This is a genomic window from Dactylosporangium vinaceum (assembly GCF_019904175.1).
Lineage (GTDB): Bacteria > Actinomycetota > Actinomycetes > Mycobacteriales > Micromonosporaceae > Dactylosporangium > Dactylosporangium vinaceum.
This window is the reverse complement of the sequence record NZ_CP061913.1, coordinates 7,685,762-7,701,310: the sequence shown is the minus strand read 5'-3', so window position 1 is coordinate 7,701,310 and position 15,549 is coordinate 7,685,762. Positions and strand designations below refer to the sequence as shown.

Sequence of the window (15,549 nt, the reverse complement as noted above, 5' to 3'; positions counted from 1 at the left end):
TCGCCCGCCCGAAACCCGTGAAGATCGTCGCCGGCAATGGTACCGGTCGGCGGGCATGCCCGGCCACGGCGGACAGGAGCGCGTCGATGATGCCACCTCACCTGCTCGAAGGGCGTGAGTCCGGCATCGGTCGCTGTGGATCCGCTGTGGATCGGCTGCGCGTAGCGTCCCGCGGTATGTGCGGGATCTGCGGGGTGGTTCAGGTCACCGGCGCGCCGGGCCAGGTCGTGGCCCCGGACCGGCTCGATCGCATGACCGACGCGATGACCCACCGCGGCCCCGACGACCGCGGCACCCACCACGCCCCCGGCATCGCCCTGGGCGTGCGCCGGCTGAGCATCGTCGACATCGCGGGCGGCCACCAGCCGTGCTTCGGTGAGGACGGCGCGGTCGCCGCGATCCACAACGGCGAGCTGTACAACCACGCCGCCCTGCGCGAGCAGCTGCGCGCGGCCGGCCACCGCTTCACCGGCCGCTGCGACACCGAGGTCCTCCCGCACCTGTACGAGCGCGACGGTCCCGGCTTCCCGGCCCGCCTGCGCGGCATGTGGGGCCTCGCGGTCTGGGACGCCGTGCGCCGCCGCGCCGTGATCTCCCGCGACCGCCTGGGCGTCAAGCCCCTGTACTACGCCCACGTCGGCGATGTGCTCGTGTTCGCCAGCGAACTGCGGGCGCTGCTGGCGAGCGGCCTGATCCCGGCGGCGCTCGACTTCGAGGCGATCGCGGTGTACCTCACCCTCGGCTACTTCCCCGCCCCGGCCACACCGTTGCGCGCGGCCCGCAAGCTCCCGCCCGGCTGCAGCCTGGTCGTCGCCGACGGCCGGGTGCGGGTGGAGCGCTACTGGTCGTACCCGCGCCCGGCCCCCGACCCGTCGCTCACGATCGACGACGCCGCCGAGGGTCTGCTGGAGCACCTCGACGAGGCGGTCCGGATGCGCCTCATGAGCGACGTCCCGCTCGGCTCGATGCTCAGCGGCGGCCCGGACTCGACGCTCGTCACGGCGCTGATGGCGAAGCACACCAGCGGCCCCGTCCACACGTTCGCGGTCGGCTTCGAGGGCCACCCCAACGAGCTGGCCGCCGCGCGCCGGGCCGCCCACCACCTGGGCGCCGACCACCACGAGCTCCGATTACCCGGCGTCATGGGGTTTGCGGGGTTCAGGGAGTCCATCGGCGGTGCCGACGAGCCGGTGGCGGACCTCTCGGCGCTGGGTTTCCAGTCGCTGTCGGCAATGGCCGCCCGTACCGTGAAGGTGGCGCTGTCCGGCCAGGGCGCCGACGAACTGCTGGGCGGCTACACGAAACACCGCGCCGCCCGCCTGGCCGCGGCGTGGCGCCACATCCCCGGGCCCGCCGGCGTCCTGCCGGCCCTGACCTCCCGTCACGGCCCGCGCCCGGCCCGCCGGGCGGCCGCGACACTGGCGGCTTTCACGCCGGCCGAGCGGCTGCTCGCGATGAGCGGCCGCCTCGACGACCCGCTGCGCGCGGCCCTGTTCCGCGGGCTGGTGCCGGAGCGGATCATCCACCGGCGCAAGGTCGGGTTTCTCCGGCCGGCGTCCGGCGGGTGGCTGCGCGGCGAGCTGGGTGCGCGGGGCGGGGCGGGGGAGCTGCTGTTCGCCGGGGCACCGCGGTTCGCGGAGTTCCTCGATCCCGGGGTCGTGCGCGCGCTGGCGGCGGCGCACCGGGACGGGGCCGGGGGCGGCCGGGACGTGCACCTGCTCATCGCGGTGCTGGTGCTGGAGGTCTGGCTGGAGTCGTATCTGCCGTCGGCGCTCGGGTCCGGCGGCTGACTCCGGACGCCGCCGCCACGAAAGCGCCGCGGGTCGACTCCACGTCCGCGATGCGTGAGGATGGCGCGGTGGAGATCGTGCTCAGCGTCCCCGAGACCGTGATGGCCACCTATGTCGTGGCGACGTCGAGCCCGCCCGCCGATCCGGCCGCGGCCGCCCGCGCCGCCGCCGGGCGGCTCGAGGGGCCGCTGCGCGCGGCGGTGCTGGCGATGCTTGACGGGCCGCTGATGTCGGTGAGTGCCGTGCCGGTCGCCGAGGCGCCGCCGCTGCCGATCGAGCACCTGCGCGCCTTCGGTGCCCCGCCCGAGGCGCTGCGGGCGATCCTCGGTGCCTCGCACGTCGTCGTCTGCCAGGCCGTGTTCGGGCCCGGCTGGCCGCCCGCGCACGAGTGGCACACCCGCGCCGTCGCCGCCGGGATCGCCGCCGACACCGGCGGGACCCTGATCGACCTGTTCACCCCGCAGGTCCTCGACCCGGCCGCCGCCCTGGCGTCGCTGCCCGGCCCGGACGGGCGCTCGGCGCTGAGCGCCTGGGTGGCCGTCCCGCAGTCGCCCGGCGACCGCGGCCTGTGGATGACGACCCGGGGCCTGGGCCGCTTCGGCCTGCCCGAGCTGCAGGTGCACGACGTCCCGCCGGCCCTGGCCCGGGCCTGGACGAGCGCCCTGACCGGCCTGGCCCGGGCGCTCGTCGTGCGCTGGGCGCAGGCCGTGGAGCGGGCCGCCGGCGCGGCGTTCGTGCGGATGCCGCACGACCTGACCGTGACCGAGGCCGACGCCGTGCGCGCCTACGGCGCCATCCCCGGCCCGGAGGCGCAGGAGCGTGCCGCGCTCGTGCAGCTGCGCCTGGACGCCGAGGACCCCGAGTGGGACGCACTGCTGACCGTGGTGCCGCCGGACGGGTTCGCGTTCTCGGCCGGGGAGTTCCTGGCCCGGGTCGTGGCCGAGCTGTTCGGGACGCAGTCCACGACGGTGCGCTACGCGCCGGACGACGAGCGGATGCAGGCCGCCGTCGCCACCGCCCGGGACGCCCTGCCTCAGGCCCGGACCCGCTTCCTGGCCGGGGAGTTCGGGCCCGAGCGGCACCTGATCGTCAAGCACCGGCTGACCCGGGGCGAGGCGACCGAGCTCATCTGGTCCACGGTGACGACCTGGCCCGACCCGCGGCGGCTGCACGGGGTGAGCATGTCCGACGCCGAGATCGACCCCCTCGTGCGCACCGGGCGCCCGACGATGGTCCGCGAGGCCGAGATCGTCGACTGGGGCGTCTGGGTCGACGGGGACGGCATCGTCGAGGGCGGCTGGACAAACGCGGTGCTCACCGGCGAATGACGCTCAGGTCGGCCGTCGCGGTGCCGAACAGCAGGGCGTGAGGCTGGACGGACGACGGTGGCGCCGCCGCCTGATGCCGCTCGCCGGTGCGCTCGCGGGTCTGATCGCGGCGTTCCTCACCATGCAGATGATCACCACGAGCGCGTTCGAGCAGCTCGAGGCCCGCCAGGTCGCCCAGGACGCGGACCGCATCCGGATCGGGCTGGACGCGCAGGCCCAGCTGCTCACGGCGTTCGGTGCGACGAACGCCGTCTGGGACAACTCGTACAACGACATCGCCGGCGCCGACGCGGCCGCGTTCACCGCCGACCTGCCGCCGGCCGCCCAGCTCGGCGTCAACGACATCGACGTGCTCCTCGGCGTCGGCGCCGACGGCACGCTGCGGGTCGGCGGCATGACCAGCTCCGGCGACGCGTTCCTGCCCCCGCCCGCCCAGCTGCGCGACCCGGCCGTGCTGCGCACGCTGTTCGACCCGGCGGCGAAGGCCGGCGCGGCGATCTGCGGGATCGTGTCGGCCGACGCGCCGTACCTGTTCTGCGGCGTGCCCACCTACCCGACGAGCGGCGAGGGCACCCCGTCCGGCGGCCTGATCATGTGCAAGCGGCTCGACGCCGCCCGGGTCGCCCGGCTCGCCCGGGCCGTCAACCTGCCGATCGCGCTGGCCGGGCAGCCCCGCGGCGGTGCGCAGGCCCAGGCGCCCCGGCAGAGCCAGCTCGGCGCCGTCGCCATCGCCACCACCGTGACCGGCGCCCGGCACATCGCCATGGACGCCACCATCGCCACCGTCAACGGCGGGCGGGTCGTCCTCGAGGTCGTCGCCGCCCGCCCCATCCACGCCGCGGCCAGCAGCACCGCCGTGAAGCTGTTCGGGTTCGTCGCCGCCGCCACCGTCGTGCTCGTCGCCGTCATGCTGTGGTCGGTCCGGGCCGCGCTGCGCCGCCGGGTCGGGCCCCTGCGGCGCACCACCGAGGAGATCATCCACTCCGGCGACAGGCTCCTGCGGGTGCGCCCCGAGGGCACCGACGACATCGCCGAGCTCGGCCGGGCCATCGACGAGATGCTCGACGCGATGTACCGCCAGGAGCTCCACCTGCAGCAGGAGCGGGCGGCGAAGGAGGCCCAGCTGACGACCACCAACGTGCGTCAGCAGCTGGCCGAGCAGACCGTCAGACGGCGGGCCGGCGAGGTCATCGACGACACCAGCGCCGGCGTGCTCACCGAGCTGCGCAACGTCATGGCCCAGGCCGACGAGGTGATGGCCGCCGCCGACGCGATCGAGCAGCAGGCGGCCGCGGCCGACCGGGTCACCCGCGGCGTCGTCGAGCGGGCCGGTGACGCCGGCGGGGTCCTCGACGCCGTCACCGCCAGCCTCGGGCGGGTCGGCGGCATCGCCAACCTCATCGCCGGCGTCGCCGGGCAGACGAACCTGCTCGCCCTCAACGCCACCATCGAGGCGGCCCGGGCCGGTGCGGCCGGGCGCGGCTTCAGCGTCGTCGCCGGCGAGGTCAAGAACCTGGCGTCGCGGACCAAGGACTCCACGACCGAGATCACCGAGACCGTCGCCGCGCTCGGCGCCGACACCGGCGCGATGTCCGGCGTCATCACCGACATGAGCCAGGGCGTCCACGCCGTCGGCGACGTCACCGCCGAGCTCACCGACGTCGCCGGGCGCCAGCGGGCGTCAGTGGAGCGGCTCGTCGGCAGCGTCCGCGCGGCCATCGCCCGGATCGAGAACCTGGCCCAGGTCACCGACCGGCTCGAACGCCGCGAGCACAGCCGGGCCGCGGTCGAGGGCAAGGTGACAGTGCGGTACAACGGCCGCGACATCGAGGGTGACCTGCTCGACCTGTCCGTCAGCGGCCTGCGCTGCGGCTTCCGCGACGGACTGCGCCCACCCCTGGCCGCCGAGCTCGACCTGGTGCTGCACCTCGGCGGCGAGGAGCTGCGGCTGCCCGCCCGGGCCGTGCGGCACATCGACGCCGACGGCCACGACGAGCTCGGCGTGCAGTTCGTCGACCCGACCCCGCAGCAGGTGGCCCGGATCGGCGCCTACATCCGGGCCCTGCTGGCGCCCACAGCGGCCGCGCAGTGAACCGGTAGCGGCACCTGGCACCGTCGCCGGTCCCGGCTGTCGACGACCCGCCGTTGTGGATGGCGACAAGCGACTATGCGCGTGACCACCCGGCCCGGAAACCGGCCGACGTGGACGGCCGCGCGGTGCAGGCCACGACCTGCAACTGGCTGCAACAAGGTTTTCATTGACCGGGGTCGCTGACGGCGCCTAGGGTGTGCCCGGGAAAGCGCATTCCTGAGGAGGGTTCGTTCATGCGACGTAGATCCGTCCTGCTCGCGGGCGCGCTGGCCGGCGTCGCGGGCGTCACCGCGGCGGCCCGCCCGGCGTCCGCCTGGCCCGGCCCGTACCTGACCGTCGCCGCCGACGGCAGCGGCGACGTCACCACCATCCAGGCCGGCGTCGACGCGGTGCCGTCCGGGAACACCGGGCCGTTCACGCTCAAGATCCAGCCGGGGCAGTACAAGGGCCAGGTCGTCATCCCGGCCGACAAGCCGTTCATCACCTTCCGCGGCCAGGGCCCGGACCCGACGGCGGTGGTGATCAGCGACGACCGGGCCAACGGCACCCTGAAGCCCGACGGCACGCCCTGGGGCACCTCCGGCAGCGCCTCGGTGACGATCTCCGGCAGCGACTTCTACGCCCGCAACCTGACGTTCGCCAACACCTTCGACGAGGCCGCCCACCCGGAGATCACCAACCGGCAGGCCGTCGCGGTGCTGACCCGGGCCGACCGCATCGTCTTCGACAACTGCCGGTTCCTGGCCAACCAGGACACCCTGTACCTCAACAGCCCGGCCGCGACCACGATCAGCCGGGTGTACCTGCGCAAGTGCTACATCGAGGGCGACGTCGACTTCATCTTCGGCCGGGCCACCGCCGTGCTCGACCGCTGCGCCATCCACTCCCTGACCCGCGGCTCGACCACGAACAACGGCTACGTCACAGCGGCCAGCACGGACCTGTCCAACCCGCACGGCTTCCTGCTCACCGAGTGCAAGCTGACAAGCGACGCGCCCGCCGGCACCGTGTATCTGGGCCGCCCCTGGCACCCCAGCAACGACCCGAACGCGGTCGCCGAAGTCACCGTCCGCGACTCGGTCCTCGGCGCGCACATCAACCCGGCCCCGTGGAGCGACTTCGGCACCTGGCCCTGGCGTGACGCCCGCTACGCCGAGTTCCACAACCGCGGCCCCGGCGCACTCGTCACCGCCGACCGCCCCCAGCTCACCCCCGAGCAGGCCGCCACCCACACCATCGCCGCGTACCTGTCCGGCCCCGACAACTGGGACCCGGTCCGCTGATCGCGCTTTGGCCTTTTCCCGCAATTTTCTCCGGCGGTACCGTCGCGTGGTGAACGAACGCACCGACCACCGCACGAGCACCGGCGCCGGCCCCGGCACGGACGACCGCCTGGGCGCCGACTACCGCCTCAGCACCGACCCTGCCGACGTCGACAGGGTCCTCGTGCACCGCTGGCTGTCCGAGGACTCGTACTGGGCCGCGGGCCGCGCGTTCGACAACGTCTCCCGGTCGATCGACGGCTCGCGCCCGTACTCGATCCTGTCCGCCACGGGCCAGGTCGCCTTCGCCCGCGCGGTCACCGACGGCGCGACCTTCGCCTGGATCTGCGACGTGTACGTCGACCGCCCCCACCGCGGCCGCGGCCTCGGCGTTCGCCTCGTCGACGCCATCGTCGCCGACCTGACCGCCGCCGGCATCGACCGCTTCCTCCTCGGCACCCGCGACGCCCACGAGGTGTACCGCCGCAGCGGCTTCGAACCGGTAGCCGCCCCCCAGCGCTTCATGGAGATCGACCGCCGGCCAACCCGAGCCGCCATCCTCGCTCACCTGGACGAGCACTGACCCGAACTCCACGCGGCCCCACCCATCGCCGACGCCACGCCACACCATCCGGCACGGCACGGCGGCAGGGCGGGGCGCTGGTTTGCCGGTCAGTCGGGCGGGAGCAGTCCTACCGAGGCCCGCAGCGAGCCGTCCATCTCGAACGGCACCGACTCGTGCTCGTGCGTCACCAGCCACCGCCCGTCGATGCGGCGCAGTCCCAGCGTCACCCGGTACCACAGGGTGAAGCGCTCCGCCGCACCGCGCGGCACGGCGCTCAGGCAGTCGAGGCTCGTCGCGAAGGCCACGTCACCGTCAGTGGTGATCTCCAGGTGGGTGACCGTCCGGCGCGGTGGGGCCTCGAACGTGGCGATCCACGCCTCCAGCGGACCCGGGTCGCGGGCGTCGCCGGGCTGGCGCAGCGGCGGGGCGAGGGTGAACTCGACGAACGTGGGCGCGTAGTGCGCCAGGATGGCCTTGGCGTCGCCCTGCTCCAGCAGTGCGGCCTTGCGCTCGATGACGTCCCGGATCTCGTCCATGGTTTTTCCTCTCTCGGTGTGCCGGTACGTCGAAGCACGGGCGGCGGTTTCGACATCCTGGGCAGAGCGAGCGAAGGAGCATCCGTGAAGTACCTGATCCTCATCCAGTCCAACCCGCAGTCGCTGGCCGTGTGGGAGACGCTCACCGACCAGCAGCGCACCGACTTCGGCCTCGGCCACTTCCGGCTCACCGACGAGATGCGCGAGGCCGGCGTGCTCATCGTCAGCGAGGGGCTCGGCGACCCGGCCCTGGCCACGCAGGTGTCGGTGCGCGACGGCCGGACGATCACGTCCGACGGGCCGTACGCCGAGGTCAAGGAGCATCTGGCCGGCTTCTACCTGATCGACGTGGCCGGGCTCGACGAGGCCGTGGCGTGGGCCGCGAAGGCGCCGGACGCCGCGTACACCCGGGTCGAGGTGCGCCCGGTCCTCGACATGAGCGCCTGGGAGCAGTGACCGCGCGGCCGGACCTGCTGCGCGAGCTGGCGCCGCAGGTCCTGGCGGCCGTCGTGCGCCGCTACGGCGACTTCGAGGCGTGCGAGGACGCGGTCCAGGAGGCGCTGCTCGCGGCGGCCCGGCAGTGGCCGGAGACAGGGGTCCCCGAGCAGCCCCGCAACTGGCTGATCACTGTCGCGGCCCGGCGGCGGGTGGAGCTGCTGCGCAACGAGACAGCTCGGCGGCGGCGCGAGGAGGCGGTGCGGTACGAGCCGGCGCCGGAGGTCCGCGGGGACGACGAGCTGGCGCTGCTGCTCCTGTGCTGCCATCCCGCGCTGAGCGGCCCGGCCCAGGTGACGCTCACCCTGCGGGCCGTCGGCGGGCTCACGACGGCGGAGATCGCCAGGGCGCTGCTGCTGCCGGAGGCCACCGTCGGGCAGCGGATCAGCCGGGCCAAGCAGCGCATCCGCGACACCGGCACCCGGTTCGAGCTGCCCGCGCCCGGCGAGTTCGACGCGCGGCTGCACGCGGTCCGGCAGGTGCTGTACCTGATCTTCAACGAGGGCTACACGGCCAGCTCCGGCGACGAGCTGAACCGGGTGGAGCTGACCCGGGAGGCGATCCGGCTGGCCCGCCAGCTGCACCGGCACCGCCCGGCCGACGGCGAGACGGCCGGCCTGCTCGCCCTGATGCTGCTCACCGACGCCCGGCGCCCCGCCCGCACCGGTCCCGGCGGCACCCTGGTGCCCCTGGCGGAGCAGGACCGCGCCCGGTGGGACGCGGCGATGATCAGCGAGGGCGTCGCGATCATCACCGCCGCCCTGGAGCGGTCGCCGATCGGCCCGCTGCAGCTGCAGGCGGCGATCGCGGCCGTGCACGGCGAGGCGGCCCGGGCCGAGGACACCGACTGGCAGCAGATCGTCGCCCTCTACGGTCTGCTCGACGCGCTGGACCCGGGCCCGATGGTGACGCTGAACGCGATAGTCGCCCGCGCCATGGTCGACGGTCCGCAGGCCGGGCTGGCCGCCCTGGACGCGGCGGCCGGCGGCCCGGTGCTGGCCCGCCACCACCGGACCGCGGCCGTGCGGGCCCACCTGCTGGAGCTGACCGGCGACCGGGCCGGGGCGCGGGAGCAGTACCGCCTGGCGGCCCGGCGCACGCTCAGCCGGCCCGAGCAGCGCTACCTGGAGTCCCGGGCGGCCCGGCTCGCCTAGACCCCGGCCGACTCTCGTCCGACAAGACGGTCCTGAGCCAAGAAATCCGGCGAATACCCTGTCGGGCGATACGTCCGATATGTCGAGGCGCGTCAGCGCCCGACATATCGCCACCCGGAGCGCTCAGATCGAGCGCATGCACCAGACCGCCTTGCCGTCGGCGGTCGGGCGGGTGCCCCAGCGGTCGCACAGGGAGGCGACCAGCTGCAGGCCGCGGCCGTGCTCGTCGTCGGGGGTCGGGCGCTGCTTGCGGGGGAGGTACGGCGCCGTGTCGTGCAGCTCCAGGACGACGTGGGTCTGGGTGCGGCGCAGGCGCAGCTGGATGGGCGGGCGGCCGTGCAGGACGGCGTTCGCGGTCAGCTCGCTCACGAGCAGGACCATGTCGTCCACGACGCGGGGCGGGGCGGCCCAGCGGCGCAGCGTCGAGTCGACAAGGCGGCGGGCGTCGCGGACGGCGCGCTCGTGGGCCGGGATGTGCTGGATCACCGACTGCTCCTCGCCGGGCTCGCCGACGACGCGGGTCATGAGCAGGGTGATGTCGTCGTCGGGGCCGTCCGGGAGGAGCTGGGCGACAAGCCGGTCGGGGGCGTCGGCGAGGGGGCAGTGCAGGTCGCCGACGAGCGCGGCCAGGGCGAAGATGCCGGCGTCGATGTCGCGGTCGCGGTGCTCGACCAGGCCGTCAGTGTACAGGGTGAGCAGCGCGCCGACCGGGAGCTCGACGCGCTCCTCGGCCAGGGTCAGCGGGCCGGTGCCGAGGGGCGGGCCGGACGAGGTGAGCGGGCGCGGGGCGGCGCCGGGCAGGAGCAGCAGGGGCGGGAGGTGCCCGGCGTTGGCGTAGGTGAGGCTGCGCTCGCCGGGGTCGTAGACGGCGTAGACGCAGGTGACGATCTGGTCCTCGCGCAGGTCGCGGACGACACCGTCGAGGTACTCCAGCACGTCCGCGGGTGGCAGGTCGAGGCGGGCGTAGGCGCGGACCGCGGCCCGCAGCTGGCCCATGACCGCGGCCGCCTGGACGCCGCGGCCCATCACGTCGCCCATGACGAGGGCGGTGCGGTCGGCGCCGAGCTCGATGACGTCGTACCAGTCGCCGCCGACCTGGGTGCCGGCCACGCCGGGGCGGTAGTAGGCGGCCAGCTCCAGGTGCTCGGGGGCGAGGGTGACCGGGGGCAGGAGGCTGCGCTGGAGCTGGTCGGCGATGCTGTGCTCGCGGGCGGCGGCCTCCTGGGCGGCGGCCGCGGCGGCGATGGCCTGCTCGGCGGTGCGCTGCTCGGTGATGTCCTGGTTGGCGCCGCGCAGCCGGATCGGGTGGCCGCTCGGGTCGCGTTCGAGCTCGCCGATGGTGCGGAAGATCCGCACGGTGCCGTCGGCCATCTGGACCCGCGACTCGTAGTCGAGCGCCGCGCCGTCCACGGCGGCGTCGATGGCGGCGTCGACCCGGTCGCGGTCGGCGGGCAGGACCCGGCTGTTGATGAGGGCGCGGCCGTGCTCGTCGAGCAGCTCCTCGGACGTGACGGCGAACTGGCGCAGGAACTCGTCGGACCCGCGGATGTCGCCGGTGGCCAGGTCCAGCTCCCAGGAGCCGACCGACGCCAGCCGCTGCGCCTGGTCCAGCAGCTCGCGGTTGCGCTGCAGCTCGTCGCGGGTGCGCCGGATGCGGTCGTACTCGAGGTTGGCCCGGACCCGGGCCCGCAGCTCCCGCGGGCTGAACGGCTTCACCAGGTAGTCGTCGGCGCCGGCGTCGAGGCCCTCGATCGTCGCCTCGTCGCCGGCCCGGGCGGAGAGCACGATGATCGGCAGGTGGCCGGGCCGGGGGTCGGCGCGGACCGCGGCCAGCAGTCCGAACCCGTCGAGGTTGGGCATCATCACATCGGTGAGCATCAGATCCACCGAACCGGCGCGCAGCCGCTCCAGGGCCTCCACCCCGTCGGCCGCCTCGATGACCTGGTAGTCGGAGCCCAGGACCCGGCGGATGTACTCGCGCATGTCCGCGTTGTCGTCGACCACCAGGACGCGGGGTGCGGCCAGGTCCGGCAGCGCGGGCGGCGGGGCGGCCGCCGGGGCGCCGACCCACCGTTCGACCTCCGCGAGATACCCGGCCACGTGCGGTACCACCGCGGAGTCCGCAGTTGGGAACACCGGCCCGTCGCCGAACGGGATGCGCACCGTGAACGTGGAGCCCTGACCGGGCGCGCTGCGGACGCCGACGGAGCCGTCGTGCAGGGCGGTCAGCTCGGCGACGAGGGCCAGGCCGATGCCGGAGCCCTCGTGGGTGCGCGCCCGGACGCCGTGGACGCGGTGGAAGCGGTCGAAGAGGCGGGCCTGGTCGGCCGGTTCGATGCCGACGCCGGTGTCGGTGACGGCGAGCTCGACGTCCTCCTCGACGACGCGCAGACGCACGCGTATCGCGCCGGTGAAGGTGAACTTGAGCGCGTTCGACAGCAGGTTGAGCACGATCTTGGCCCACATGTCGCGGTCGGCGTACACCGGCCGGGGCAGCGGCGGGCAGTCGACCTCGATGCGCAGGCCGGCCCGGGCCGCGGCGCCGGCGAACAGCTCGGCCAGGTCGGCGGTGAGCCGGGCCAGGTCGAGCGGCTCGCGGTGCGGCTCCAGGCGGCCGGACTCCAGCTGGGAGAAGTCCAGCAGCGTGTTGACCAGCTTGAGCATCCGCTCGGCGTTGCGGTGCACGACCTCGAGCCGGCTGCGCTGCTCCGCCGGCAGCGGCCGGGCCTGGTCGGCCAGGGCGTCCTCGACCGGCCCGAGCAGCAGCGTGAGCGGGGTGCGGAACTCGTGGCTGACGTTGGTGAAGAACGCGGTCTTGGCCCGGTCGAGCTCGGCCAGGCTCTCGGCCCGCTGCCGCTCGGCCTCGTAGGCGCGGGCGGCCGCGAGCCGGGCGGTGATCTGCCCGGCGACGAGGTCGACGAACCCGGCGTAGGCGTCGTCGAAGGGGCGGTACCGGTTGAGCCCGGCGACCAGGAAGCCGTACTCGCCGAGGGGCACCACCCGCGCCGCGGAGGGCGGCTCGTCCCAGGCGCCGGGGGGCAGCCCGGCCAGGCCGCCGACGGTGTGCGCGGCGCCGTCCGGGGCCGGCCACAGCGCCGGGTCGGTGCACGGGTGACCCGCAGGGACGCCTGTCGCGCAGGTCAGTACCGGTTCGTCGGCGTGGTAGAGGTACACCAGGGTAAATGGCAGGTCGTCGGGGCGGGCGCCGAGCGCTCCCTCGACCGCGGCCCACAGCTCGGCCTCACTCTGGGGTGCGCCCAGGTCGCGCAGCGTGGTCATGCGGCGCTCGGCGATGATCCGGTCGGTGTCCTCGCTGACGACGCAGAGCATGCCGGCGATCGCGCCGTCGTCGCCGGTGAGCGGGCTGTAGGAGAACGTGTGGTAGGTCTCCTCGGTGTAGCCGCTGCGGCTCAGGAACAGCCGCAGGGCCTCGTCCCAGGTCGCCTCGCCGGTCTCGATGACGCTGCTGATGCGCGGGCCGATGTCGGGCCAGATCTCGGCCCACACCTCGCTGGCGGGGCGGCCCAGCGCCCACGGGTACTTCTTGCCGAGGGTGTCGCGGCGGTACGCGTCGTTGCACAGGAACGTGAGCTCCGGCCCCCACGCCATCCACATCGCGAACCGCGACCCGAGCATGATCCTCAGTGCCGAGCGCAGGCTCGGCGGCCACCCCGCCGGCGGCCCGAGCGGCGTGGCCGCCCAGTCGACCGCCGCGAGATCGCGGCTGACCTCCGTGTCGCCCATCCCCGACAGCTTATTGCGGCCCGTGCTTTTTGCGCAGCGCGGTGGCATCGTTGCAGGGCATGACACTGCTGTCGTACTTCGTCGGGTCCGCCGACGGGCCGATGCTGGGTGAGACGATCGGCGCCAACCTCGACCGCACCGCCGCGCGTGTCCCCGACGCCGACGCGCTCGTCGACGTGCCGACCGGCCGGCGCTGGACCTACCGCGAGCTCGTCGCCGAGGTCGACGCCGTGGCCCGCGGACTGCTCGCGCGGGGGCTCGCGAAGGGCGACCGGGTCGGGATCTGGGCGCCGAACTGTCCCGAGTGGACGATCCTGCAGTACGCCACGGCCAAGATCGGCACCATCCTCGTCAACATCAACCCGGCCTACCGCACCCACGAGCTCGCGTACGTGCTCGAGCAGTCCGGGGTCGGCCTGCTGGTCGCGGCCGAGCGCCTCAAGACCTCCGACTACCGCGCGATGGTCACCGAGGTCCGGCCCTCCCTGGCCGACGTGATCTTCATCGGCTCGCCGGACTGGGACGCCCTGCAACACGATCAAGTGCCGGATGTGGTACTGCGGGAGCGCTCGGCCGAGCTGACGTTCGACGATCCCATCAACATCCAGTACACCTCGGGCACCACCGGGTTCCCGAAGGGCGCGACACTGTCGCACCACAACATCCTCAACAACGGCTTCTTCGTCGCCGAGACGCAGGGCTGGACCGAGGCCGACCGGGTCTGCCTGCCGGTGCCGTTCTACCACTGCTTCGGCATGGTCATGGGCAACCTCGGCGCTCGCCCCGGCCGGCCCGCTGGGCTTCGCACGAGCGGCCCGCCCGAGGCGCCACGCACGGCGCCTGCATGGTGATCCCGGCCCGCGCCTTCGATCCCGCGGCGACGCTGCAGGCGGTACAGGATGAGCGGTGCACTGTGCTCTATGGCGTGCCGACCATGTTCATCGCCGAGCTCGCCCTGCCGGGATTCGCGGACTTCGACCTGTCGGCGCTGCGGACCGGGGTGATGGCCGGGTCGCCGTGCCCCGTGCACGTCATGAAGCGGGTCATCGCCGACATGGGCATGGCCGAGGTGACCATCTGCTACGGGATGACGGAGACGTCGCCGGTGTCCACGCAGACGGCCCGCGACGACGACCTGGAGCGGCGGGTGTCGACCGTCGGGCGGGTCGGCCCGCACCTCGAGGTGAAGATCATCGACCCGTCGACCGGCCGGCTCGTGCCGCGGGGCGTCGCGGGGGAGCTGTGCACGCGCGGATACAGCGTGATGCTCGGCTACTGGCGCCAGCCCGAGGCCACCGCCGAGGCCGTCGACGCGGCCCGCTGGATGCACACCGGCGATCTGGCGACCATGGACGAGGACGGGTACGTCAACATCGTCGGGCGGATCAAGGACCTGGTGATCCGCGGGGGCGAGAACGTGTACCCGCGCGAGGTCGAGGAGTTCCTCTACGGCCACCCGGACATCGTCGACGTGCAGGTGATCGGCGTGCCCGACGAGCGCTTCGGCGAGGAGCTGATGGCCTGGGTGCGGCTGCGCGAGGGGGCCGCGCCGCTGGGTGCCGAGGGCGTGCGGGAGTACTGCGCCGGGCGGCTCGCGCACTACAAGATCCCGCGGTACGTGAAGATCGTCGATGAGTTCCCGATGACCGTGACGGGAAAGGTCCGCAAGGTCGAGATGCGCGAGGTGTCGGCGCGGGAGCTGGGCCTTACGATGACGGATTCATGACGACGAACCGCCGATGGTGCGGCCGCCCCCGTTGCATCCGGTCGCACCACCGGCGGTGATCCATCGTATATGATTCATCGTATATGATTGTGGGGCCGCTGCCCCCTGTCAAGAGTGGGATGTGGCGCGTGCAACCTGAGCCGTCGAAGCACGAGCTGGCGTACCGGGCGATTCGTGAGCGCATCATCGACGGCCGGTTCACGCCGGGGAAGCGGCTCGTGCTGAGCAGCCTGGCCCGGGAGCTTGACGTGTCACCGGTGCCGGTGCGGGAGGCGATCCGCCGGCTGGAGGCCGAGGGCCTCGTGCATTTCGAGCGCAACGTCGGTGCCCGGGTGGCGACGTTGCAGGACGACGAGTGGGAGCAGCTCGTCGAGATGCTGGCGCTGCTCGACGGCTTCGCGTTCGCGCTGGCGGCGACCCGGGTGAAGGTGTCGGACCTGGCCGAGGCCCGCGGCTTCAACGGCCAGCTGCGGGAGGTGGCGGCGGCCGAGCAGATCGATCATGGGCTCGTCATGGCGCTGCACCGGCAGTTCCACCGGGCGCTGTACCGCTGCTGCGGCAACCGGTACGTGGTCGAGTCCCTGGACACGATCTGGGACCGCATCGACGCGTCGCGGGTGCTCGTCACGCTGTATCCGGCGCTGCGGCTGGCGACGGCGGTGGAGGAGCACGACGCGCTGCTGGACCGGCTGGAGCGGGGCGAGGACGACTCGTCGGTGCTGGAGGCGTGCGCACGGGAGCACAACCTGAACGCCATCCGGACGATCCGCAAGAACGCCGCGCTGGAGGCGTAGCACCCCCGCACCGGCTGAGTGGACGATCCGGGCAAGTAGAAGACCGGCATCCACGGGGGAAGA

The 15,549-nt window shown here is 73.7% G+C and carries 12 protein-coding genes; 10 read left to right on the top strand and 2 right to left on the bottom strand.

Translation table 11 applies throughout. The annotated features are described in order from the left end of the window. Positions 1–176: 176 nt before the first annotated feature. From asnB to Dvina_RS34500, 5 genes are all read left to right on the top strand, one after another. A complete protein-coding gene (gene asnB / locus Dvina_RS34520; RefSeq protein ID WP_223093462.1) occupies positions 177–1,790 on the top strand; it encodes an asparagine synthase (glutamine-hydrolyzing) in 1,614 nt (537 codons plus the stop codon). Between the two features lie 68 nt (positions 1,791–1,858). After that, entirely contained in the window at positions 1,859–3,118 is a 1,260-nt protein-coding gene (locus Dvina_RS34515) for a DUF2314 domain-containing protein (protein WP_223093461.1), read from the top strand. A 37-nt stretch (positions 3,119–3,155) separates the two neighbouring features. After that, positions 3,156–5,210: a methyl-accepting chemotaxis protein gene (locus tag Dvina_RS34510; protein ID WP_223093460.1), complete on the top strand. Its 2,055-nt coding sequence runs from the start codon at positions 3,156–3,158 to the stop codon at positions 5,208–5,210. 233 nt (positions 5,211–5,443) lie between these two features. After that, complete coding sequence (locus Dvina_RS34505) at positions 5,444–6,493, top strand: pectinesterase family protein (protein ID WP_223093459.1); 1,050 nt, start codon at positions 5,444–5,446, stop codon at positions 6,491–6,493. 109 nt (positions 6,494–6,602) lie between these two features. Continuing rightward, entirely contained in the window at positions 6,603–7,055 is a 453-nt protein-coding gene (locus Dvina_RS34500) for a GNAT family N-acetyltransferase (protein ID WP_223105873.1), read from the top strand. Positions 7,056–7,144: 89 nt separating this feature from the next. Here the strand turns inward: Dvina_RS34500 and Dvina_RS34495 are convergent, their stop codons facing one another. Further along, a complete protein-coding gene (locus Dvina_RS34495; RefSeq protein WP_223093458.1) occupies positions 7,145–7,573 on the bottom strand; it encodes a YybH family protein in 429 nt (142 codons plus the stop codon). An 84-nt stretch (positions 7,574–7,657) separates the two neighbouring features. Between Dvina_RS34495 and Dvina_RS34490 the strand changes: the two genes are divergently transcribed. Beyond that, positions 7,658–8,029, top strand: a complete 372-nt coding sequence (locus Dvina_RS34490; protein WP_223093457.1) for a YciI family protein — start codon at positions 7,658–7,660, stop codon at positions 8,027–8,029. Continuing rightward, positions 8,026–9,222, top strand: coding sequence for an RNA polymerase sigma factor (locus Dvina_RS34485; protein ID WP_380030863.1), 1,197 nt, complete (start codon positions 8,026–8,028; stop codon positions 9,220–9,222). The genes Dvina_RS34490 and Dvina_RS34485 overlap by 4 nt, the downstream gene beginning before the upstream one ends. A gap of 123 nt (positions 9,223–9,345) precedes the next feature. Here the strand turns inward: Dvina_RS34485 and Dvina_RS34480 are convergent, their stop codons facing one another. Then, on the bottom strand, positions 9,346–12,966 hold the full coding sequence (locus tag Dvina_RS34480) for a SpoIIE family protein phosphatase (protein WP_223093456.1): 3,621 nt from the start codon (positions 12,964–12,966) through the stop codon (positions 9,346–9,348). A gap of 59 nt (positions 12,967–13,025) precedes the next feature. Between Dvina_RS34480 and Dvina_RS55800 the strand changes: the two genes are divergently transcribed. From Dvina_RS55800 to Dvina_RS34470, 3 genes are all read left to right on the top strand, one after another. Then, entirely contained in the window at positions 13,026–13,817 is a 792-nt protein-coding gene (locus Dvina_RS55800) for an AMP-binding protein (RefSeq protein ID WP_281428150.1), read from the top strand. Continuing rightward, positions 13,811–14,692 (top strand): AMP-binding protein, encoded by an 882-nt coding sequence (locus Dvina_RS55795; protein WP_281428149.1) that lies wholly within the window; start codon positions 13,811–13,813, stop codon positions 14,690–14,692. Before Dvina_RS55800 ends, Dvina_RS55795 begins: the two co-directional genes overlap by 7 nt. A 128-nt stretch (positions 14,693–14,820) precedes the next feature. Next, positions 14,821–15,486 (top strand): GntR family transcriptional regulator, encoded by a 666-nt coding sequence (locus tag Dvina_RS34470; protein WP_223093455.1) that lies wholly within the window; start codon positions 14,821–14,823, stop codon positions 15,484–15,486. The last annotated feature ends 63 nt before the right edge of the window (positions 15,487–15,549 follow it).

Excerpts from the sequence above, each read along its gene's own strand:
- Dvina_RS34480 (WP_223093456.1), bottom strand. The coding sequence starts at position 12,966 with ATGGGCGACACGGAGGTCAGCCGCGATCTCGCGGCGGTCGACTGGGCG.
- asnB (WP_223093462.1), top strand. The coding sequence starts at position 177 with ATGTGCGGGATCTGCGGGGTGGTTCAGGTCACCGGCGCGCCGGGCCAG.
- Dvina_RS55795 (WP_281428149.1), top strand. The coding sequence starts at position 13,811 with ATGGTGATCCCGGCCCGCGCCTTCGATCCCGCGGCGACGCTGCAGGCG.
- Dvina_RS34495 (WP_223093458.1), bottom strand. The coding sequence starts at position 7,573 with ATGGACGAGATCCGGGACGTCATCGAGCGCAAGGCCGCACTGCTGGAG.
- Dvina_RS34505 (WP_223093459.1), top strand. The coding sequence starts at position 5,444 with ATGCGACGTAGATCCGTCCTGCTCGCGGGCGCGCTGGCCGGCGTCGCG.
- Dvina_RS55800 (WP_281428150.1), top strand. The coding sequence starts at position 13,026 with ATGACACTGCTGTCGTACTTCGTCGGGTCCGCCGACGGGCCGATGCTG.